The 21,100-nt window shown below is 41.3% G+C and carries 21 protein-coding genes; 5 read left to right on the top strand and 16 right to left on the bottom strand.

The annotated features are described in order from the left end of the window. Positions 1-54 precede the first annotated feature (54 nt). The 5 genes from HT680_RS05170 to HT680_RS05150 form a co-directional block, all read right to left on the bottom strand. Positions 55-798, bottom strand: coding sequence for an amino acid ABC transporter ATP-binding protein (locus HT680_RS05170; protein ID WP_173258777.1), 744 nt, complete (start codon positions 796-798; stop codon positions 55-57). After that, the gene (locus tag HT680_RS05165) at positions 798-1,598 is read right to left on the bottom strand and encodes an amino acid ABC transporter permease (RefSeq protein ID WP_173258775.1); all 801 of its coding nucleotides are present in this window, start codon (positions 1,596-1,598) and stop codon (positions 798-800) included. Before HT680_RS05165 ends, HT680_RS05170 begins: the two co-directional genes overlap by 1 nt. 156 nt (positions 1,599-1,754) lie before the next feature. Then, a complete protein-coding gene (locus HT680_RS05160) occupies positions 1,755-2,111 on the bottom strand; it encodes an arsenate reductase family protein (RefSeq protein WP_173258773.1) in 357 nt (118 codons plus the stop codon). 12 nt (positions 2,112-2,123) lie between these two features. Then, positions 2,124-2,633 (bottom strand): methylated-DNA--[protein]-cysteine S-methyltransferase, encoded by a 510-nt coding sequence (locus HT680_RS05155; protein ID WP_173258771.1) that lies wholly within the window; start codon positions 2,631-2,633, stop codon positions 2,124-2,126. Then, on the bottom strand, positions 2,630-3,124 hold the full coding sequence (locus HT680_RS05150) for a GNAT family N-acetyltransferase (protein ID WP_173258769.1): 495 nt from the start codon (positions 3,122-3,124) through the stop codon (positions 2,630-2,632). Before HT680_RS05150 ends, HT680_RS05155 begins: the two co-directional genes overlap by 4 nt. Before the next feature lie 134 nt (positions 3,125-3,258). Between HT680_RS05150 and HT680_RS05145 the strand changes: the two genes are divergently transcribed. Both HT680_RS05145 and HT680_RS05140 read left to right on the top strand, forming a co-directional pair. Beyond that, the gene (locus tag HT680_RS05145) at positions 3,259-3,705 is read left to right on the top strand and encodes a DUF1836 domain-containing protein (RefSeq protein ID WP_038805003.1); all 447 of its coding nucleotides are present in this window, start codon (positions 3,259-3,261) and stop codon (positions 3,703-3,705) included. Next, the gene (locus HT680_RS05140) at positions 3,702-4,349 is read left to right on the top strand and encodes a hemolysin III family protein (protein ID WP_173258767.1); all 648 of its coding nucleotides are present in this window, start codon (positions 3,702-3,704) and stop codon (positions 4,347-4,349) included. The genes HT680_RS05145 and HT680_RS05140 overlap by 4 nt, the downstream gene beginning before the upstream one ends. A 19-nt stretch (positions 4,350-4,368) precedes the next feature. On the opposite strand, the gene pdxT is transcribed toward HT680_RS05140, so the two are convergent. The 3 genes from pdxT to HT680_RS05125 all read right to left on the bottom strand — a co-directional run bounded on the left by pdxT (position 4,369) and on the right by HT680_RS05125 (position 7,357). Continuing rightward, positions 4,369-4,950 (bottom strand): pyridoxal 5'-phosphate synthase glutaminase subunit PdxT, encoded by a 582-nt coding sequence (pdxT, locus tag HT680_RS05135; protein WP_173258765.1) that lies wholly within the window; start codon positions 4,948-4,950, stop codon positions 4,369-4,371. Next, the gene (gene pdxS, locus HT680_RS05130) at positions 4,951-5,826 is read right to left on the bottom strand and encodes a pyridoxal 5'-phosphate synthase lyase subunit PdxS (RefSeq protein WP_125425220.1); all 876 of its coding nucleotides are present in this window, start codon (positions 5,824-5,826) and stop codon (positions 4,951-4,953) included. 151 nt (positions 5,827-5,977) lie between these two features. Then, positions 5,978-7,357: an FAD-dependent oxidoreductase gene (locus tag HT680_RS05125; RefSeq protein WP_000036761.1), complete on the bottom strand. Its 1,380-nt coding sequence runs from the start codon at positions 7,355-7,357 to the stop codon at positions 5,978-5,980. A 297-nt stretch (positions 7,358-7,654) separates the two neighbouring features. On the opposite strand from HT680_RS05125, the gene HT680_RS05120 reads away from it, so the two are divergent. Genes HT680_RS05120 through HT680_RS05110 form a run of 3 tightly spaced genes read left to right on the top strand, consistent with a single transcriptional unit; the run spans position 7,655 to position 10,470 of the window. Further along, the gene (locus HT680_RS05120) at positions 7,655-8,584 is read left to right on the top strand and encodes an FAD:protein FMN transferase (protein ID WP_173258763.1); all 930 of its coding nucleotides are present in this window, start codon (positions 7,655-7,657) and stop codon (positions 8,582-8,584) included. 18 nt (positions 8,585-8,602) lie between these two features. Then, on the top strand, positions 8,603-9,208 hold the full coding sequence (locus HT680_RS05115; protein WP_000915929.1) for an NADPH-dependent FMN reductase: 606 nt from the start codon (positions 8,603-8,605) through the stop codon (positions 9,206-9,208). Between the two features lie 17 nt (positions 9,209-9,225). Beyond that, complete coding sequence (locus HT680_RS05110) at positions 9,226-10,470, top strand: NAD(P)H-dependent oxidoreductase (protein WP_173258761.1); 1,245 nt, start codon at positions 9,226-9,228, stop codon at positions 10,468-10,470. An 82-nt stretch (positions 10,471-10,552) separates the two neighbouring features. On the opposite strand, the gene HT680_RS05105 is transcribed toward HT680_RS05110, so the two are convergent. The 8 genes from HT680_RS05105 to gyrB form a co-directional block, all read right to left on the bottom strand. Beyond that, entirely contained in the window at positions 10,553-10,810 is a 258-nt protein-coding gene (locus HT680_RS05105; RefSeq protein ID WP_000371291.1) for a DUF896 family protein, read from the bottom strand. A gap of 48 nt (positions 10,811-10,858) precedes the next feature. Further along, positions 10,859-12,895: a glycine--tRNA ligase subunit beta gene (gene glyS, locus HT680_RS05100; protein WP_173258759.1), complete on the bottom strand. Its 2,037-nt coding sequence runs from the start codon at positions 12,893-12,895 to the stop codon at positions 10,859-10,861. Between the two features lie 260 nt (positions 12,896-13,155). Continuing rightward, positions 13,156-14,073 carry a glycine--tRNA ligase subunit alpha gene (gene glyQ / locus HT680_RS05095; RefSeq protein WP_000038739.1) on the bottom strand — a complete coding sequence of 306 codons (918 nt, stop codon included), beginning with the start codon at positions 14,071-14,073 and terminating at the stop codon, positions 13,156-13,158. Positions 14,074-14,281: 208 nt separating this feature from the next. Then, positions 14,282-14,653, bottom strand: a complete 372-nt coding sequence (locus tag HT680_RS05090) for a GFA family protein (RefSeq protein WP_000912018.1) — start codon at positions 14,651-14,653, stop codon at positions 14,282-14,284. Between the two features lie 269 nt (positions 14,654-14,922). After that, the gene (locus tag HT680_RS05085) at positions 14,923-15,765 is read right to left on the bottom strand and encodes an aldo/keto reductase (protein WP_173258756.1); all 843 of its coding nucleotides are present in this window, start codon (positions 15,763-15,765) and stop codon (positions 14,923-14,925) included. 80 nt (positions 15,766-15,845) lie between these two features. Next, positions 15,846-17,237, bottom strand: coding sequence for a peptidoglycan-N-acetylglucosamine deacetylase PgdA (gene pgdA, locus HT680_RS05080; protein WP_173258753.1), 1,392 nt, complete (start codon positions 17,235-17,237; stop codon positions 15,846-15,848). 105 nt (positions 17,238-17,342) lie between these two features. Beyond that, entirely contained in the window at positions 17,343-19,070 is a 1,728-nt protein-coding gene (ezrA, locus tag HT680_RS05075; RefSeq protein WP_173258751.1) for a septation ring formation regulator EzrA, read from the bottom strand. 80 nt (positions 19,071-19,150) lie between these two features. Further along, positions 19,151-21,097 (bottom strand): DNA topoisomerase (ATP-hydrolyzing) subunit B, encoded by a 1,947-nt coding sequence (gene gyrB, locus HT680_RS05070; protein ID WP_173258749.1) that lies wholly within the window; start codon positions 21,095-21,097, stop codon positions 19,151-19,153. Between the last annotated feature and the right edge of the window lie 3 nt (positions 21,098-21,100).

Here is a 21,100-nt window from a genome sequence, read left to right as displayed (position 1 = left end):
TTAAAGAGTAAACTCAGCTAGTCCAACTAACTGAGTTTTCCTTTTTCTATTATATCAAATATAAGTTCGTTTGTAACTAGCGAAGAATTCTTTTGTTCGTTCTTCTTTCGGATGATTGATGATTTCATCTGGTGTGCCAGACTCGATGATTTTCCCTTTATCTAGGAATAAAACCTTGTCTGCCACTTGGGCTACAAAAGACATATCGTGACTGACCAAAATCATGGTCTGACCTGACTTGGCAGCATCTGCAATAGATTTTTCTACCTCACCGACCAACTCTGGGTCGAGGGCTGAAGTGGGTTCGTCCAAGAGCAAGACATCTGGTTTCATAGCAAGCGCACGCGCAAGGGCAACCCGTTGCTTCTGTCCACCTGATAAATGGCGAGGATAATGGTTTTCACGGTCAGAAAGACCAACCTTGGCCAACTCTTCCTTAGCGATTTTTGTTGCTTCCTCGTCCGATAATTTTTTAACGACAACCAAACCTTCCTTGACATTGTCAAGAGCTGTTCGGCGTTCAAACAAATTAAACTGTTGGAAAACCATGGACAACTTGCGACGAAGGGTTAGGATCTCCTCTTGGCTAATCTGAGAAAAATCAACTTTAAAATTGTCAATCTGAATCGTTCCACTATCTGGAGTTTCAAGATAGTTTAAACTTCGAAGAAAGGTTGATTTCCCAGCTCCAGATGAACCAATCAAAGCCACTACCTCACCTTTTTGGATATTCAAGTTCAGATGATTCAAGACTGTCTGTCCTGAAAAGGATTTGCTTAAATTCGAAATCTTAATCATTAACGAAGGTCTCCTTTCACATCTGTAGATACTGTATCCGGCGCTGAAATTGCCATTTTTCTCTCGATGAAACGGCCGAGGCTTTCAATTCCGATATTGACTATCCAATAAACAAGGGCAACGGAGATGAAGCGCTCAAAATAGCGGTAATCTGCTCCACCTAAAATCTGAGCTTGGGCAAAGACTTCCACAACACCTGCACTAAAGGCTAGAGAAGTTCCCTTGGTCAAACCGATAAGGGAGTTAATCAAAGTCGGTGTCGCTACCACCGCCGCATTTGGAATAATCACGCGACGATAAACTTGCGCTCGTGTCATACCCAAACTACGCGCCGCCTCAATTTCACCTGGGTTAACAGAAAGGATGGCTGCACGAATCGTTTCACTTGCATAAGCCGCCTCATTAAAAGCAAAGGCCACAATCGCAAAAAGTGCTGCTGGAATCGCATTGATATTGAAACCAGTGCCCCATTGCTGATTAATAGCTTTCAGCGCCAAAGGGATTCCGTAGTAGGTCAACATAAGTTGGACTAGGATTGGGGTACCTTTTAAGAAGCTGACGAAAAAGGCCTGCAAGGGATATAGAATCTTAACACGATTGATTTTAACAATGGCGAAAACCAAGGCCAGCACCAAGCCAAAAATCGCACCTCCAAGCGTCAACATCAAGGTTGTAGGCAGTTGTTGGACAATCCTTGGAATTCCATCAAAAACCGAACGCAAGCTAAAGAGCTTACCATCCGGAATGAGCTGCATCAAACTTTGGTACCAATCTGATGCTAAAAATGTTGTAACAGTCATAAAAACATCCTCTCCTGATAATGATTCATTCTATCATACTTCTGCTCGCAAGCAAATTATTTGCTACGGGCTGCTCAGACTTTGTCTATCTTCTAGTTTATCACACTTTAAAACAGGAAGGCTATATATTTTACCTATCAAGGAGATAAATAAAAACTATCTCAAACCTAAGTCCTCATAGGGTTTTCTATAGCCGATTTGTTTAACAGCACCATTCTCCACCAAAATTGGACGTTTCAATAACATACCATCACTCGCTAGAAGCTTGGCTGCTTCTTGTGTTGACAAGCTTCCCACCTTATCTTTTAGGCCCAGTTCACGGTATTTGATCCCGCTGGTATTGAAAAATTGTTTCACTTCAAAACCGGAAGTTTCCAACCAGTTCAAAATCACGTCTTCACTTGGTGTTTCTTCTACGATGTGGACATCTTGGTATTCCAGTCCAAGTTTATCCAATTCATTTTTTGCTTTCTTACAAGTTGAACATTTTGGGTATTCGATAAATTCTAACATGTGTTTCACTTTCTATTTTATATCTTTAAAATCTGCCCCTTCATGTTGCAAGAGCCAGGCTTTCTTTTCGACTCCCGATGCATAGCCTGTCAAGCGATTGCCTGACCCTAGCACACGATGACAGGGTACGAGGATGGACCAAGGATTGCGCCCCACTGCTCCGCCAATCGCTTGGGCAGAAGCCACTTGCAGGTCCTGCGCTATTTGTCCGTAAGTTACTGTTTGACCATAAGGAATGGCCTGTAAGTAAGCCCAGACCCGCTTTTCAAAATCCGTCCCAATGGGAGCCAAGGGCAAGAGAGACAAGTCTTGAACTCTTGCATCGAAATAAGCATCTAAATAGGAAATAACTTGATCAAGGACAGGATGTTCTGTAACTACTTCCATGTCAGCATCTATCCCCCTCTCAAAATGAGTTTGGTCCTGCACCCAAATTCCATACAGATATTGCTCGTCAGCAACTAAGGATAAGGTTCCAATTGGCGACGGGTAGAACATTTTTGCGTACTTTTTCTGCTTCATTTTTTTAATTTCTGATAGGCCAAACGTTCCCTGTCAACTGGAACCTTACCGACCTGCTGGAATCCTAGCTTTTCAAAAATATGCTGCATGGCCTTGTTTTCTGCATGCGTATCTGAACGAAAATCTAGATAATCAAAACCTTCAATCAAGCCTTCTAGGAAAGTCTGAGCAACACCTTGTCCTTGGACATCTGCTGCCACAGCGATACGGTGAAAGACCAGATATTCTGACTCTCCCCCCTGCCAACTTCCTTCATAAATGGCTTCATAGGATTTCTCTGGGCTCTTGGTCACAGCAGCATAGGCTAGCAGTTCTCCTTCTTCCAAGGCCACATAAGCTTGGCCTGAGATGATATCAGCAATAATAATGTCAGCATTTGGATAGCCATTTTGCCACTGGTCGCTACCAGACTTGGCTAAGCACTTTTTGGCATCCTCTATCACCTGCATAATCGCATCTACTTCGTTTGGAAAAGCTAAACGAATCTCCATATCTTCTCCTCATTTCTAACTATTTTCTCTCATCATAGCATAATTTAAAGCTTTCTACAAGCAGTTGAAACTTGACTTTTGTTTTTTATTATTTTATAATCTAGTTATTGAAACTAGATAAAAAGGAGTTGGAAATGAATTCTAACTTTTCCTACCCAAAATGGGAAGACATTCCAAACATTGATCTCTATCTGGATCAGGTTTTACTTTATGTCAATCAAGTTTGTGCCCCTATCTCTCCAGATAAGGACAAGGGGCTAACAGCATCCATGGTCAATAACTATGTCAAACATGGTTACCTGACAAAGCCAGACAAGAAAAAATACCAACGCAAACAGATTGCCCGTTTGATTGCCATCACCACTCTCAAGTCTGTCTTTTCAATCCAAGAAATCGCTCACACACTCAATACTCTACAAAGCCAGGCAAGTTCAGACCAGCTCTACGACGCTTTTGTGGACTATATGAACCATGGGATTGATCCAGAAAATCCTATTATCCAAACCAGCTGTCAAACGGTTAAACTCTATCATCAAACTCTAGACTTAATCCTTATCAAAGAAGAGGAGGAAATCCAATGAATACCAGTCTAAAACTCAGTAAAAAACTCAGTTTTGGAGAGGAAATTGCCAACAGCGTGACCCATGCTGTCGGCGCCGTTATCATGCTCATCCTACTCCCCATTTCATCCACTTATAGTTATGAAGTACATGGGTTTTTATCATCTTTTGGTGTTTCTATCTTTGTTATCAGTCTCTTTCTCATGTTTCTCTCGTCGACCATTTACCACTCTATGGCCTATGGTTCGACCCACAAATACGTATTGCGAATCATTGACCATTCTATGATTTATGTGGCTATCGCAGGCTCTTATACGCCGGTCGTATTGACTTTGATGAATAACTGGTTTGGCTATCTGATCATTGCCATTCAGTGGGGAACGACCATCTTTGGCATCCTCTATAAAATCTTTGCTAAAAAGGTCAATGAGAAATTCAGCCTTGCTCTTTACCTGATTATGGGCTGGTTGGTTCTAGCTATCATTCCTGCAATCATCAGTCAAACGACACCAATTTTCTGGAGCCTCATGGTAACTGGCGGACTCTCTTATACAGTTGGAGCTGGATTTTACGCTAAGAAAAAACCTTATTTCCACATGATTTGGCATCTCTTTATCCTAGCGGCGTCTGCACTCCAATATATCGCGATTGTTTATTACATGTAAAAAAGTTGAGAATCTTTTCTCAACTTTTTTCTTTACACATATTGATAAAATACTGGTGCAAGCGAACATCATCTGTTAACTCAGGATGAAAAGAGGTCACCAGCATATTCTGTTCTTGAGCTGCAACAATTTGATTATCAATTCTTGCTAGGATTTCCACACCCTCTCCAAGACTACTGATAATCGGACCGCGAATAAAGGTCATGGGAATCTGACCAACTCCCTTACATTCTGCTTCTGTATAAAAACTTCCTAGTTGACGCCCATAGGCATTGCGCTCTACTACTATATCCATAGTTCCAAGATGACTTTCTTCCTGAGAAGTAATTTCCTTAGCTAGCAAGATTAAGCCCGCACAAGTTCCAAAGACTGGTAAGCCATTGAAAATAGCTTCTCTTAGAGGAATCAACATCTGCTGGTCACGCAAGAGCTTGCCCATGGTTGTAGACTCACCTCCAGGTAATATCAAGCCGGACAAGTCACTCTGATGTTTCTGAAAATCATCTAAATTTCTGATTTCGACACTAACAACACCTAACTTCTCTAGCACTTTTGCATGTTCTGCAAAGGCACCCTGCAAGGCTAATATTCCGATTTTCATCTATTTTCCTCGCTCTGCCATAAGAATTTGGATTTCATTCTCATTGATACCAACCATGGCTTCCCCTAGGTCTTCAGAGATTTGTGCTAGAATTTGAGGATTTTGGTAGTTGGTTACGGCTTTGACAATCGCACTTGCTCGTTTAACAGGATCTCCTGATTTGAAAATACCTGAACCGACAAAGACACCCTCTGCACCCAATTGCATCATCAGCGCAGCATCTGCTGGTGTTGCCACACCTCCGGCTGCAAAGTTGACAACTGGCAATCTTCCATGTTCATGGACGTATTGAACCAATTCAACAGGGACTTGCAAGTCCTTAGCAGCTACGTAGAGCTCATCTTCACGTAGATTTTGAATACGACGAATTTCCTGATTCATCATGCGCATATGACGAACGGCTTGAACAATGTCTCCTGTACCCGGTTCTCCTTTTGTCCGAATCATGGAGGCTCCCTCAGCGATACGACGCAAGGCTTCACCCAAGTCCTTAGCTCCACAGACAAAAGGAACTTGGAATTCTTTCTTATCCACATGGAAACGGTCGTCAGCTGGAGAAAGCACTTCACTCTCATCGATATAGTCAATCTCAATAGCCTCTAAAATCTGAGCTTCTACAAAATGCCCGATTCTGACCTTTGCCATCACTGGTATGCTAACCGCTTCTTGGATTTCCTTAATCATCTTTGGATCGCTCATACGGGAAACCCCACCAGCTGCACGAATATCAGCTGGAATTCGCTCCAAGGCCATAACAGCTGCCGCACCAGCAGCCTCTGCGATACGAGCCTGTTCAGGGTTCTGAACGTCCATGATAACCCCACCTTTGAGCATCTGTGCCAAGTTTTTATTTAGTTCATAACGATTTTCAGTCATTTCTTTTTCCTCATCATTTGTATTGGTAGCTACCATTTCATTTTAAGTCAGAACAGAGTGAAGTACAAGATAGAAAAATAATATTTGTCTGGGTACAGATTGACAAAAAAACTACCTGACCTTCAATTAAGGCCAGATAGTTCATCCATTTCTATTTTTCAGCTGTAAGTGCAGCCATTGTAATGTAGTTGTATGGCTTGTTGAAGTGTGGCAAGAAGAATAAGTCTGTCAAAGCCAACTTGTCAATTGTCACATGCTCTTGGATAGCAAGTGAGAACATATGGATTCCCATGCTGATAGCTGCGTCATGAGATACCATTTGCGCACCTAGAATTTCGCGGCTGTCTTTGTCAAAGACAATCTTGATGGCAACTTCATGGTTGTCATGTTTGATAAATTCTGGTTTTTGAAGATCGTTAAAGCCTGTTTCAGTTGCGTTGTAACCAGCAGCTTTAGCTTTTTCAAGAGTCAAACCAGTCGAAACCATGTGAAGACCGTAGATAGAGATACCGTTTGATCCTTGAACTCCGATTCCTTCCAATTCATGACCACAAGCGTTATAAGCACCAACAATACCAGTACGTACAGCGTTAGATGCAAGCGCGATGTAGCTAGTGTCTTTACGAGCGTTGTCATAAACAGTCGCACAGTCACCTACTGCATAAACACCTGGGATTGAAGTTTCTTGTTTCTTGTCTACAAGGAAGGCACCGTTGCGGAAGAGTTCAATCTTACCATCAGCAAGAGCTGTGTTAGGACGGAAACCAACTGCAAGAACAACCATATCCACATCAAATGTTTCTTTGTCTGTCACCAAGCGTTCTACTTTGCCGTCACCCTGGATAGCTTTAACTGTTTGACCAAGAGCCAAGCGGATGTTGTGGTCTTCCAAGTTTTTCGCCATCATTTGAGTGAAGTCTTTGTCATAGTAGCCGTTCAAAACAGTGTCTACGATGTCAACAAGCACCACTTCTTTTCCAAGACGCTCGAAAGCTTCGGCAAGTTCTACACCAATGTAACCACCACCAACAACGGCAATGCGCTCAAGGTGTTTGCTCTTGTCTTCAAGTTTTTCAATAACTTCCTCAGCGTTTTGGTACAATTTAACAAATTGTACATTTTCAAGAGTTGCTTTGAATTCGCGGTTGCCCTTAACGATTTCAACACCTTCGATTGGAGGCAAGATTGGAGTTGAACCAGTAGCAAAGATCAATTTATCATAAGACTCTTTGTGTTCTTTACCTTCAACTTCTGCTGTCACAACTTTGTTATCGTAGTCAATTGAAAGAACTGGTGAGTTCATGTAAACTTTAGCACCTTTTGCTTCCAATTTTTCTTTATCAGAGTAGAAGAGACCTTCTGGGCCATCAATTTGTTCCCCAATCCAAAGCGCCATTCCACAACCAAGGAATGAAATATTTGAGTTTTGGTCAAATACAACGATTTCATTTTCATGTCCAAAGTTGTCCAACATCGTATTAATACAAGCTGTACCAGCGTGGTTAGCACCAACTACAACGATTTTACTCATAGAATAATTCCACCTTTAAAATTTAATTTACCCTCCTAGTATATCATTTACTGTTAGCGTTTACAAGGTATTTGCTTGGAATTCTCTTTTTTTCAGAAAAAATTATTCTTTACTATATTGTTTGTTTCATTTCCTTCCAATTTTTAAGCATATTTCTTGACTTTTGTTAAAATTTATTTGTGAAAACGCTGACTTTATGGTATGCTAGATACATGGAAAGAAAATGTAAGGGGTTAAATTTTCTATTAATCTAACTTATCTTGAATGATTTCCTACAAGAAGAAAGGAGTTGGTAGCTTGCCTCTTCGTTCTCGTTCTGAACGGCTAATGGGAACAACTATCACTATTTCATTAGTAGATGAGCAGGCAGAAACCCTGCTTCAAGGTGCTTTTGACTTGCTCAAAGAACTCGAATACCGCTTCAACGCCAACAGTCAAGAATCCGAACTGATGGAAATCAACTACCAGGCTGGAATCGCGCCTGTTAAGGTTCATCCTGATCTATTTGAACTGATTGCTCTTGGACTAGAGCATAGCCTAGCTCCCTCTAGCCATCTCAATATCAGTATTGGTCCCTTGATTCAAACCTGGCGAATCGGTTTTGCAGATGCTCGGCTTCCAAAGCCAAACGAAATCGAAGCCGTCTTGCCACTAGTTGACCCGCATTTTATCAAGTTAGATCCGACTAGCTCTACTGTCTTTTTAGAGAAGAAAGGAATGAAGCTCGATCTAGGTTGTTTGGCTAAGGGCTATAGTGCAGATAAGGTTGCCCAGTATTTAAAAACACACGGTGTCACCTCTGCCTTGATCAATCTGGGAGGAAATATCCTCACCATCGGGAATAACCAAGCCAAAGAAGGGAAAGCCTGGCAGATTGGTATTCAAGATCCGCGAAATCCGCGTGGCAATCATCTCCTAACCATCCCTGCTTCTAATAAATCCGTTGTCACTTCAGGTATTTATGAACGCCACCTGACAGTAGATGGAAAAGACTATCACCATATCTTTGATAGTGAGACAGGCTTTCCTGTCGAAACCGATCTTGCTAGCCTAACGATTGTCTCTGATAAATCCGTTGATGGTGAGATATGGTCAACACGCCTTTTCGGAGAACGAAGCGCTTCTATCCTCTGGCAAGTCGAAAGTATAGATGGGATTGAAGTCATCCTCATCGACAAAGAGGGACGCCTTGCTTGTTCTTCAGGCCTTCAAAATTGTATTATGTAAAAAGAGAAAGGAAATCTCATGCTAAAACTTATTGCCATTGTTGGAACGAACTCTAAACGTTCTACAAACCGCCAATTGCTCCAATACATGCAAAAACACTTTGCGGATAAAGCTGAAATTGAACTCGTTGAAATCAAGGATATCCCTGTTTTCAACAAACCTGCAGATAAACTTCTTCCCGCTGAAATTCTTGAAATTGCAGCCAAAATCGAAGCATCTGATGGTGTGATTATCGGTACTCCTGAGTACGACCACTCTATCCCTGCAGTTTTGATGAGCGCTCTTGCTTGGCTATCTTACGGTATCTACCCACTTTTGAACAAACCAATCATGATTACTGGTGCTTCATACGGCACACTTGGTTCCTCTCGTGCCCAATTGCAACTTCGTCAAATCTTGAATGCTCCTGAAATCAAGGCAAATGTTCTTCCAGATGAATTCTTGCTCTCACACTCTCTTCAAGCATTTAACCCAAGTGGCGACTTGGTTGACCTTGATGTCATCAAGAAATTGGATGCCATCTTTGATGACTTCCGTATCTTTGTGAAGATTACTGAAAAATTGCGCAATGCACAAGAATTGCTTCGCAAAGACGCTGAAGAATTTGACTGGGAAAATTTGTAAGATAGGAGACCGAAAGAATGAAATTTGTTGGACTTGTTGGATCAAACTACGATCAATCATATAACCGCAAACTCTTGGAATTTATCCGTCGCAATTTCAAATTCAAATTTGAATTAGAAGTTCTTGAAATCGACGAAGTTCCAATGTTTAACCAAGACGAAAAATGGGACGAAAGTTTCCAATTGCGCTTCTTGTATAACAAAATTACACGTGCTGATGGTGTCATTATCGCCACCCCTGAGCACAACCACACTATCTCAGCTTCACTCAAATCTGTGCTTGAATGGCTTTCATACGAAGTTCATCCATTTGAAAACAAACCTGTCATGATTGTGGGAGCATCATACTACGACCAAGGAACATCACGTGCCCAAGTTCACCTTCGTAAAATCCTTGACGCTCCAGGTGTTAATGCCTACACGCTTCCAGGTAATGAATTCCTTCTTGGTAAAGCTAAGGAAGCTTTTGATAACGACGGAAATATCACCAACGAAGGCACTGTTAAATTCCTTGAAACTTGCTTAGATAACTTTGTAAAATACGTAGGAGTCGTTTCGAAATTGAAAAAACCAAAACCAATCGAACCAGAAGACTTGGATTGTGGAAAACCAATTGCTACAACCATTACAGAAGTTGATCCTGACGATCCTGAATGGGTAGAAAAAGTTGCAGCAATCACTGGAGCTGTTTCTGGTGATACCTATGTCAAATTGGACCACGGTATCCTGACAGTTAACCAAATTGATATGTTCTTGAAAGCTATGCCATTTGAATTGACATACGCTGATGACAACAACCAATTCCTCTACTACAACAACGCTCATCAAGATCCAGACACCATGTTTGCCAAACGTGTGCCACCTCAATCAGGTAGCCGTATGTCGACTGTTCATAATTCTCTTCCACCAGCACGTATGAAGAACGTGGAGTGGGTTATCGGAACACTTCGCAACGGAAACCAAGAATACGTCCGTACTATCGTTCCAGGTTCTCCTGCAGGTGTCATCAACACCCACAACTACCAAGCGATGTACTATCCTGACGGATCATACGCTGGTATCAATGAAATCGTCTTTAACTTCCAACCATGGCTTGACTGGTACCTAAAAGAAACTGGTCAACGTTTGGTAGGTGGTAGCGGACCATTTGCTCCTACAGCTGGAGGTCATGGAGACGCCGATGCTACTTCTGGTGCTTCTGATTCAGGTGACGCTGGAGGCCACGGTGGTGACGCAGACGCTACTTCTGGCGCAAGCAACTAAAAAACCAAAAAGGAGCCAAATGGCTCCTTTTTTTATTACAACAGAAAAGGGGAATGTAAATCATCTACAAACCCCTTTCATTTTATGAGTTGGGATCATCTAAACTACGCCCATGCAAACCTTTTTCACGTTGTACCTGACGTAGTTTTTCTGGTGTGACGTCATTTCCTTCCTCATCCACAATTTTAATTCCTTCAATGTGGTGACGAACAGAACGACGATAGCCTTCGATGTACTCCTCACGAAGTTTAGCTTGTTCCACTTTTTCAGCAGAAGTTAAGCCTTCTGTTTTTTTCTTTTTGGCAAGCTCGTTGATACGAGCGATTTTTTTCGGATCCATTTCTTCTCCTTTGTGATAAGGTTTAATCCGTTTAACAGATTTTATTTTTTATTTGGTATTAATTTGATTGAAACGTGCAAGTTTAGCGGCTTTCTTGGTTAATTGCGACAAGATGGCCAATCGATTTTGACGAATATCTTGATCATCGGTCATTACCATAGTATTCTCAAAGAAAGCATCAATAATTGGGCTAAGTGCAAAGAGTTGTTCTAATTGCTGACTTGCAGCCCCTGACAAAACAAGTGATTCTACGGCTTCCGCAAAGGCTTTCTCTTCTTCATTCTCAAAGAGAGCAGGATCAACAGTATCAGTTCCTTCGGCTTTTTCAGCCAAGTTAAAGGCACGTGAGAGGGATTCGACAGACGATTTGAAATCTTCTTTCTTGCTCGCTTCGACAAGAGCACTTGCTGCTTCCAGCATATCCGCCACAACAAAGTTTGAACCTGCGAGAACTGCTTCCTTGATATCTTTTGGAGTAGAACCCATCATCTTATCAACACGAGCCTTGATAAAGTCCATAACCTCTGCTTTATTTTCATAAGTTAAGCTGTCGAATTTCAAAGTATAAAGGCTATCAATCAGCTCATCCATAGCAATGTGCCAACCAAAAGCATCCAAGATACGAACTACACCTTGGGTCGCACGACGAAGGGCATAAGGGTCATTAGAACCTGAAGGAATCAAGCCTACTGAGAAGAAACTCAAAATCGTATCCAATTTGTCTGCAATAGCTAGAACCGCCCCGACCTTGCTCTCTGGAAGCTCTCCTTCGGCTGATGTAGGCATGTAGTGTTCACGAATAGCAGCTGCAACTGCTGGAGTTTCACCAGCGAGAAGGGCATATTTCTCACCCATAATACCTTGGAGCTCATCAAACTCACCAACCATACCCGTCAACAAGTCAAACTTGTAAATGGCTGCTGCACGCGCTAGGTCAACTGTTTCATCCACTGACAAACCAGCTTTTTCTGCCAAGAGAATGGCAATCTGCCCCGTACGAATCATGTGTTCACGAAGGGAACCAATCTTTTCGTGGAAGGTCACATGGTTCAATTTTTCGACAAGGTCAGAAATGACCAATTTTTGGTCTTCACGCCAGAAGAATTCTCCGTCTTCCAAACGGGCAACTAAAACTTTTTCGTTACCCTTGATGACATTTTCCAAATGCTCTGCGTTTCCATTACGAACTGAAATAAAGTTTGGTAAGAGTTTACCGTCTTGATCACGAACAACGAAGTAGCGTTGGTGTTCCTTCATCGAAGTCACCAAGACTTCTTCTGGAACCTCAAGGTATTTAGCATCAAAACTTCCCATAAAGGCAGTTGGGTATTCAACCAAGTTCAAGACTTCATTCAGCAACTCAGCATCAATTTCGATACGTACACCATGTTCAGCTTCGATTGCCTTGATTTGGTCAACAATCATTTGCTCACGTTCACGAGGGTCCGCGATTACAAATTGTTTACGAAGGTCTTCTTCATAGCTCAATGCTGACTGAATCTTAGTTTCTTGTCCCAAGAAACGATGGCCGCGACTCACACGACCGCCCTTGATATCAAGGAAATCCAGATCAAACTCCTGCTCGTCCAAGAGAACTGTCAAAGTGTGTACAGGGCGGATATATTCAAAAGTATTGTTAGCCCAGTGCATGCTGACAGGGAAAGTCAGTGACTTCAAGACGTCTACAACATCTGGAACAATGGCTTCAACTGGTTGCCCCACTTCTTCCTTGGTAACATAGACATATTCTTCACCCTTGATTTCACGGAATTCAATATCTTCAACTGTCAAGCCTTTTCCACGGACAAATCCTTGAGCTGCTTTGGTGAAGTTTCCATCACTATCCAAGGCAATTTTCTTTGCTGGACCCTTGAAATCTTCTGTCAAATCAGACTGTTTGTCTGCCAGACCAGTCACACGAACAGCCAAACGACGTGGTGTTGAGAAGGTTTGAATGGCTTCAAAAGACAGGCGGTTTTCCCTGAGGAAGGCTGCCATTTTTTCACCTAGTTGTTTTTCGCTTGGAGTTACTACGTAGGCTGGTAACTCTTCAAGACCGAGTTCTACTAATAAGTTTTTTGTCATGTTTTTTCCTTTACATTTTCTTCAATCTTTTTTGATATGCACCTTAGGTACTGGGGACGTCGCTAACTAACTTTTGTGAGTCTGTAAGGAAATCTTATACCAAATAAACTAAGATTTCCAACAGTCTCATCAAAGTGGATTTAGCTGACTGATTTTTGAACCCAAGGTTTCAAAAATCCCCACATAACAGTACGGCGTTGTATATCCCTCTAGCAAGTCTTCGACTTGCCTTTAACGATTTTAGATCACAGTATTACTTACTATTCTGCGTCTTCTGCTAAGAGTTTAGCTCGTGTTGCTTCATCCAAAAGTGGGTAGCCTAGGCGTTTGCGTTCTGCGACAAAGGTTTTCGCTACGATACGGGCCAAGTTACGGATACGAGCGATATAGCCAGCGCGCTCCGTTACGGAAACAGCACCACGCGCATCAAGTAAATTAAAAGTATGTGAACATTTGAGAACATAGTCATAGGCAGGGTGAACCAAGCCTTCTTTTAATGCACGACCAGCTTCTTTTTCAAACTTATCAAAGTTTTCAAGCAACATTTCTTGGTCCGAAATTTCAAATGAATATTTTGAATGCTCGTACTCAGGTTGTATAAAGATTTCTCCGTATTTTACACCATCAGCCCACTCAATATCATAGACAGAGTCCACTTCTTGAATGTAAGAAGCCAAACGCTCCAAACCATAAGTAACTTCCGCAGTCACAGGGCCAGTTGCCAATCCACCGACTTGTTGGAAGTAAGTGAACTGAGTGATTTCCATCCCATCAAGCCAAACTTCCCAACCGAGACCTGCAGATCCAGTCGATGGATTTTCCCAGTTATCTTCAACGAAGCGGATATCATGTTCCAATGGATTGATACCCAATTTTTCCAAAGACTCAAGGTAAAGTTCCTGGATATTTGATGGAGACGGCTTCATAACCACTTGGAATTGGTGGTGTTGGTAGAGACGGTTAGGGTTTTCCCCGTAACGACCGTCAGCAGGACGACGTGATGGCTCTACATAAGCTGCATTCCATGGCTCAGGTCCGATAGCACGAAGGAAAGTGTAAGGACTCATTGTTCCCGCACCTTTTTCATTATCATAAGCCTGCATGAGCATACAACCTTGGTCATTCCAAAATTGTTGCAAAGTAAGGATGATTTCCTGGAAAGTCAATTTTTTAGACATTATTTACTCCTTTTTTTATAAATTACTTGCGACACGAGTCTGCCTCGTCGATTATACGAGGCAAGACGAGTTAGTACTGCGTCTAGCTCAGCACCCTAGTGCTGAACGTGGGGCAGCCCGACTGTAAGGAGGTCTCTGCCACTGACGCAGTGAAATGTTAATTTCTTAGACATTGTTTACTCCTTTAGTTTATACTATCTTTTTAAATTTATTTATCAAGCAACCAAGAAAAAGCTGGATCCTGAAAAATATGACGCTTAGGAACAGTTTGTAAATTCTGATTGCATTCATCTACTGTACCCAATTTCAAAGCACAAACTTCTGGTACATCTTCTTGAATAGTGAAAATTTGACTGTGACAGTTCTGGCAGTAATAGCGTTGTTTCCCTGGAGATGAACTATAAGTAACCAAATTCTCTTCTCCATACAATACTAGATTTTTGCTGCTAACTTTGGCATTCACTGTATAGGCAGACGCAGTTGCTTTCCGACAGAATGAGCAATGACAAAAAACTAATTCCGACAATTCCTCATCTAAAGTGTAGGTCACTGCTTTGCATAAACAAGATCCTTTAAGCATTATGCTCCTTTCTACCTAGGTATTAGACGAAATTCAAAAAGAACCGAATTTCAACACCCAAGTCTTGCGACTAGGGGCGTCAGAAACGCGGTTCCACCCTAATTTATTACTTCATTGTTTTTTAAAATACAACAGAAAGCGCCAGTTCCTTACCTTGTCCTACTTGGCTCCCACTATCCCAAGCTCGCTTGAAGAACGCCATAAGACTTTCTTTCTTGTTGACTATTATATCAGAAAGAGAGAAAATTTACAATTCTTTTTCTTACTTTCTAAAAATCCATCTCATCCACACGAGGTGCGCCAGAAATCACTGAGATAGTCTTTAGGACCTCTCGCTCTTCTTTACTGAGTTCAATCCCAAAACAGTCAAGATTGCTCTGGATGCGAGAGGCTGTTACTGACTTGGGTAACGGTAAAAACTCTTCTGCCAAGCTCCAAGCCAAGGCGATTTGGGCGACTGATTTTCCATGCTTATCAGCAATTTCTTGGACTTCTTTCTTATCAAACAACTCTCCTTGACCAAAAGGTCCCCAAGCCTCTAGGAGAATTCCCTTCTCTCTATAGTAGGCAACTACTTCCTCTTGATAAACCCCTGGCGCTAAGCGCACCTGATTAACCGCTGGAATGACTCTTGCTGTCTCAAGCAAAGCATCCAGATGATGAGGGAGAAAATTACTAACGCCGATAGCACGGATTTTGCCTTCTTTGTAAAGATCCTCCATCGCTCTCCAGACTTCAGCATTACGAGTTTTCCATTCGTCATTTTTTCTTAATGGTTTTGGATTTGGCCAATGGATAAGGTACAAATCTAGATAATCCAATCCCAGTTTTTCCATTGATTCTTCAAATGCTTGGCGAGCTTCATCATAGCTGTGATTGGTATTCCAGAGTTTGGTCGTTACAAAGATTTCTTGACGTGGAATACCGCTATCTCGAATAGCACGACCAACACTTTCCTCATTTTTATAGATAGCTGCAGTATCGATATGTCGATAACCAGCCTTTAAGGCTTCTAAAACGGCTTGGTAGGCCACCTCTCCATTTTCAGCCTTCCATGTTCCAAATCCTAGTACAGGAATTGAAACTCCATTATTTAGCGTATATGATTTCATATTTTTTCCTTTCTATGTGAAGAAAATCTAAAGAAACAAAGTCCTGATTATCAGCACACTTGCTCCTTTAGATTTTAAAATCATTGATCACGATCGTAATACATTTCGTGAGCTTTCAAGCGAGAATTAAGCATTTCCGGAATAGTCACAAATGTATAACCTTGCTCTTTCAGATATTCTATAATCTTTGGAAGAGCATTAACTGTAGCGCCGTGAATATCATGCATAAGAACAATCGATCCATTACGAACCTGATGCTGAATCTCTGTTAAAATAGCAGATTCATTCTTGCTCTTCCAGTCCAAACTATCTACATTCCACATGATAAAACTCAAATCCAGACTATTACGAATATCATCTGTAATCGCTCCGTAAGGAGGTCGCATAAGTTTAGAACTCGAACCTAAAACTTTGGTCAAGGCATCTTCCGTATCCGTGATTTGTTTTTTAGCATCTTCCAGAGACAATTTGGAAAGAACGGGATGATCCCAGCTATGGTTTCCCACAACATGTCCTTCTGATTTCATTCGTTTCAGAAGATCTTCATTGCCAGCAATGTTTTTACCAAGTACAAAGAAAGTCGCCTTTACATTATACTTAGCTAATGTATCCAAAGCTTGTGTAGTTGTAGATGGATTTGGGCCATCATCAAAGGTCAAAGCTACAACTTTTTTATTTTTCTGAGCAAAGTAAGCTTGGTAAAGTTCAGCATCCTTTTCTAATAGATAAGAGGACTCCAACACATCAAAGAAACTGGATATTGGTAAAGCAATTTCCTCCAGAGTCTCCCCTGGGTCAGCAGGATAAAGGATGATTTGACTATCTTTATAATCAAAGCTCCATGACGACAAATCTTGGTCTGTAAAGTTTTTTAGGACCTGATCCATTTTTGTCTGGTCAAGTTTCTTATCTTCTATAGTTGATTTGATTTGACTCAGCAAGAGTTCCTTAGCCTTGGTCGCATCTTTGAAAAGTTGACTAAGAGTAAAAATTTTTCCATCTTCTGTCAAGAAAATTTTTCCTAAAGACGTCTTTTCTTTTTCTTCAACCTTTGCTGCAGACAAATCGTAAACTTGCTTACTAATATTACGAGCCACAACTCCCTTTAAAACAGAATCCAATTGCTCGGTATAATAAAAGACCAAATCTTCTTTATCTTCCAGCTTTTCTTTAATATCCTGGTTGATTTTTTCTCTCACAGGCTCAATGACTTCCTCTCCTTGAAGAGGATAGTAGACAATCACTTCAGCTTGACCTTTTCGGAAATGGTCTCTCTGACTGCCTACGTTGAATTGTTGATCTTTTTCATTTTTTAAGGTTTCAATTTTCTGTTCATAGGACTGTTTCTGCAAAATCTTGTAACCAATCACGCCACCTAGGCAGAGCATAGCAAGACTTAAAATACCTACTAAAACCAGTAATACATTTCTCTTTTTATCGTGGGAAACACGCTTCTCTCTATTTTTCTTCATACCTCCATCATATCAAATCAGAACTATAATTTCAATGATAAATCGATATTCTTCTATTTTTGAAATAAATAATAAAAAGCCTAGATGATCTAAGCTTTTCAGGTATTAGAAGCGAATCGCTTCACGTGTTTTTTCATAAGAAGAAACAAAGCGATTTGTGACTCCTGGTTCTGCAACTTCCAAGGCCTGAGAAATTTTCTCAAATGATGCCTTGTAGTCAAATTCTTTTTCAAAAATTTCAAGTGCTTCATTGAAAGCTTGCTGGATACGCTCATCAAATGAACGGTAACGGTTTGAATACTGCAAGAGTTGCTCCGTCAAGGTCGCGTATTGAACAATATTGTAGGTTTCTGTTTCAAGAGCCTCCATGTCATGGGTCGCAATTTCAAGAATTCGTTTAACTGATTCAATATTAACTTGTGCTTGTTCTAACTCTGCCATCAGATCTTCTGTGTTATGGCTTGCAGTGAAGAAAAGTTTCAAGAAACTTTGAGGAATACCCGGCAAGTTTCTCTTCTCCATGTAACGTTTGATAGTATGCAAACGGTTCACATAGACATTTGCTTTTTGACGAGCATTGATGTCATCTTTTTCGATTTGAGCTAGGCGTTCACTAACAGAAACTTGTTCGTCTTCAATGTCTTTTAGATTACTTTGAAGTGAACTAAGCTGCTCCTCTAAAACAGAGTAGGCTTGAGTAGGTTCTGTCTGATCTTCAGTTACCTCTGTGATCGCTGTATCAAGCCCTGACAATTCAGCTTGAAGACGGCGGACATGGTTCCCATCACTTTCTGGGAGAAGATAAGTTTTATTCAAGCGTTCAAGGTCTTGAACCAAAACCTGATTATTTTCTTTCAAGTGATTGAGGTAGGTTGGAAGCGTTGAAAGGAGACTTTCAACGACTTTTTGGGCAGCTATTTCACGCGTGAAGATATCGTAGAGCGCATTAATCTCTTCTTGGATTTGTGTATTTTCATACTCTGCATTATCCAATTCCAACTGGCGGATGTTTTCTTGATTATTTTTCAAGGATTCATGTAAAAGTTGGAAGCGTGACTCGATGTCCGTTTCAGTGAAGTGATAATTAGCATCCAAGAGTTTACGGTAGCCTTCCTCCAAATCTTCCAATTGTTCTGGAAGTTCTGTTGACAAAGTCTTCACGAGAGATGGAACACGATCAACGATATGTGTCAAAGCGAGAATATGATTTTCAGTTGAATCAAGAATTGCTGCAGCTTCAACTGGATCACCTGAAGAGTTCAAGGTTACAAATTGAGAAAACTCTGACTGGATATTTTCCAATTGTTTCTCAATTTCAGGAAGGGCTTTACCATACTGTTCCGAATTTTCTGCTACGGTATGTTGCAGATTTTCAAATAAGTCCAAAGCATGCAGAACACGTCCGCTATTCTTAGACTCTTGTTTTTCAAGCTCTGAAAGCGCATTGCGAATCGCCGCAATGTCTTCTTCAATTAAATCAATTTGACTTTCGATTTGATCGATTTGGTGAGTCGCTTTGAAAAAGCGAAAAGAATTATTATAGCCTTCAGCCTCAAACAGGTTATTTTCAATATCAGCAAATGAGTTAAGGGATAAATCAACCCATTTTTGATTCCATTCACGGAAGGTTACCTGACTTTGACCAATCAAGTGCATGTTTTTAACGGCTTCAACCTCATCATTTACAGGAAGGTTGTAGAGTTCTTCTTTTCTTTCTTCGAGGGCCGTCAATCTGCTTACATTACGCTTACGTAGGAAGATTGCCGCTACATAAGCCAGAATCAAAATGACTGCAATCGCAACCATTAGATAAATTAGTTGTCCATTAGACATATCAAACTCCTTTTATACTAGAAACAATCGTATTGATTATATCATATTTTTTAGGTCATGGGAACTATTTCCCACATTTTTTAGACGTCAAGGGTACTGTAAACGGCATTTTCTTCGATAAATTCACGGCGAGGTTCAACTCGGTCACCCATCAACATATCAAAGATTTTATCTGCTTCGGCAGCATCATCTACCGAAACACGCGCCATCAAGCGATGTTCTGGATCCATGGTTGTTTCCCACAATTGGTGGTCATCCATTTCTCCCAGACCTTTATAACGTTGGATGGTTGGTTTTGAACGCCCTTCACTATGACGTGCTAAAGCTTCTTGGAGTTTAATTTCTTGATCTGCACCTGGCTGGATGTATTCTTTAATCTCACTTCCGACTTTAACCCCATAAATCGGTGGCTGGGCAATATAAACATAACCAGCTTCTAAGATTGGTTTCATGTAGCGGTAAATCAAGGTTAACAAGAGGGTTCGAATGTGGGCTCCATCAACATCGGCATCGGTCATCAAAACGAGTTTTTGGTAACGAGCCTTAGTGACATCAAATTCTGCACCAAATCCTGTTCCCATGGCTGTGAAGAGACTCCGAATTTCTTCGTTGGCAAGGATTTTATCCATGCTAGCTTTTTCAACGTTTAAGATCTTACCACGAATTGGCAAGATAGCTTGGAATTCACGGTTACGACCAGATTTAGCTGACCCACCAGCTGAGTCTCCCTCAACGATAAAGAGTTCGGTTTCCGCAGGGTTGTTCGAAGAACAATCCGCTAGTTTTCCTGGCAGATTGGAAATTTCCAAGCCAGATTTCTTACGAGTGACTTCACGCGCACGCTTGGCAGCTACACGAGCCTTGGCAGCCAAAATCCCTTTTTCCACGATGCGCTTAGCAATCTGTGGATTTTCCATGAGAAAATCAGAAAAGGCATCGCTGAAGAGGCGATTGGTAATCTTAATCACTTCACTGTTCCCCAGTTTGGTCTTGGTTTGTCCTTCAAACTGCGGGTTTGGATGCTTAACAGAGATAACAGCAGTCAAACCTTCACGGACATCTTCCCCTGTCAGGTTATCTTCATTGTCTTTTAGTAGCTTATTTTTGCGGGCATAATCATTGATAACACGTGTCAGCGCTGTACGGAAACCTTGCTCATGCGTACCACCTTCATGGGTGTGAATGTTATTGGCGAAACTCATGACGTTTTCGTGATAACCAGTTGTGTACTGCATGGCTACTTCAACTGTAATATCATCCATCTCACCGTCTGTGTAGATTGGCGTATCAAAGATAACATCCTTGTTCTCGTTGATATATTCAACGTAGCTAGCAATCCCACCCTCATAGTGGTAATGTTTGCTTTGTTCTAGACCTTCGCGCTTATCTGTTATTGAGATTCGAAGGCCTCGGTTCAAAAAGGCTAGCTCTTGAATACGTTTGTTTAATTTGTCAAAATCAAAAGTTGTTGTTTCTGTAAAAATCTCTGGATCTGGTGTGAAGTGAACTGTTGTTCCAGTTTTATCCGTATCTCCAACCACTTCAAGATCAGCGACAACATGACCACGACGGTATTCTTGGTAATGAATCTTACCGTTTTTGTGAACATGAACATCTAGTTGCGTTGAGAGGGCATTTACTACGGAAGAACCTACTCCATGGAGACCACCTGAGACCTTGTATCCGCCACCGCCGAATTTTCCTCCAGCGTGAAGAACCGTAAAAACTGTCTCAACAGCAGGACGTCCTGTCTTTTCCTGAATGTCAACAGGAATTCCACGACCATCATCCACAACAGTGATGGAATTATCTGGCTCAATAAAGACTTGGATATGACTTGCAAATCCAGCTAAGGCTTCGTCAATTGAGTTATCAACGATTTCCCATACTAGGTGGTGAAGACCTTCTTTTGAAGTCGATCCAATATACATACCTGGACGCATACGAACGGCTTCTAGCCCCTCCAAAACTTGAATTTGACTGGCATCATAATCCTGTGCCTGTTGATTTTTGATTTCTTCTGTCATTTT

The sequence above is a fragment of the Streptococcus sp. 5905 genome (assembly GCF_013276505.1).
Classification (GTDB): domain Bacteria; phylum Bacillota; class Bacilli; order Lactobacillales; family Streptococcaceae; genus Streptococcus.
This window is presented reverse-complemented; position numbering and strand designations above follow the sequence as displayed.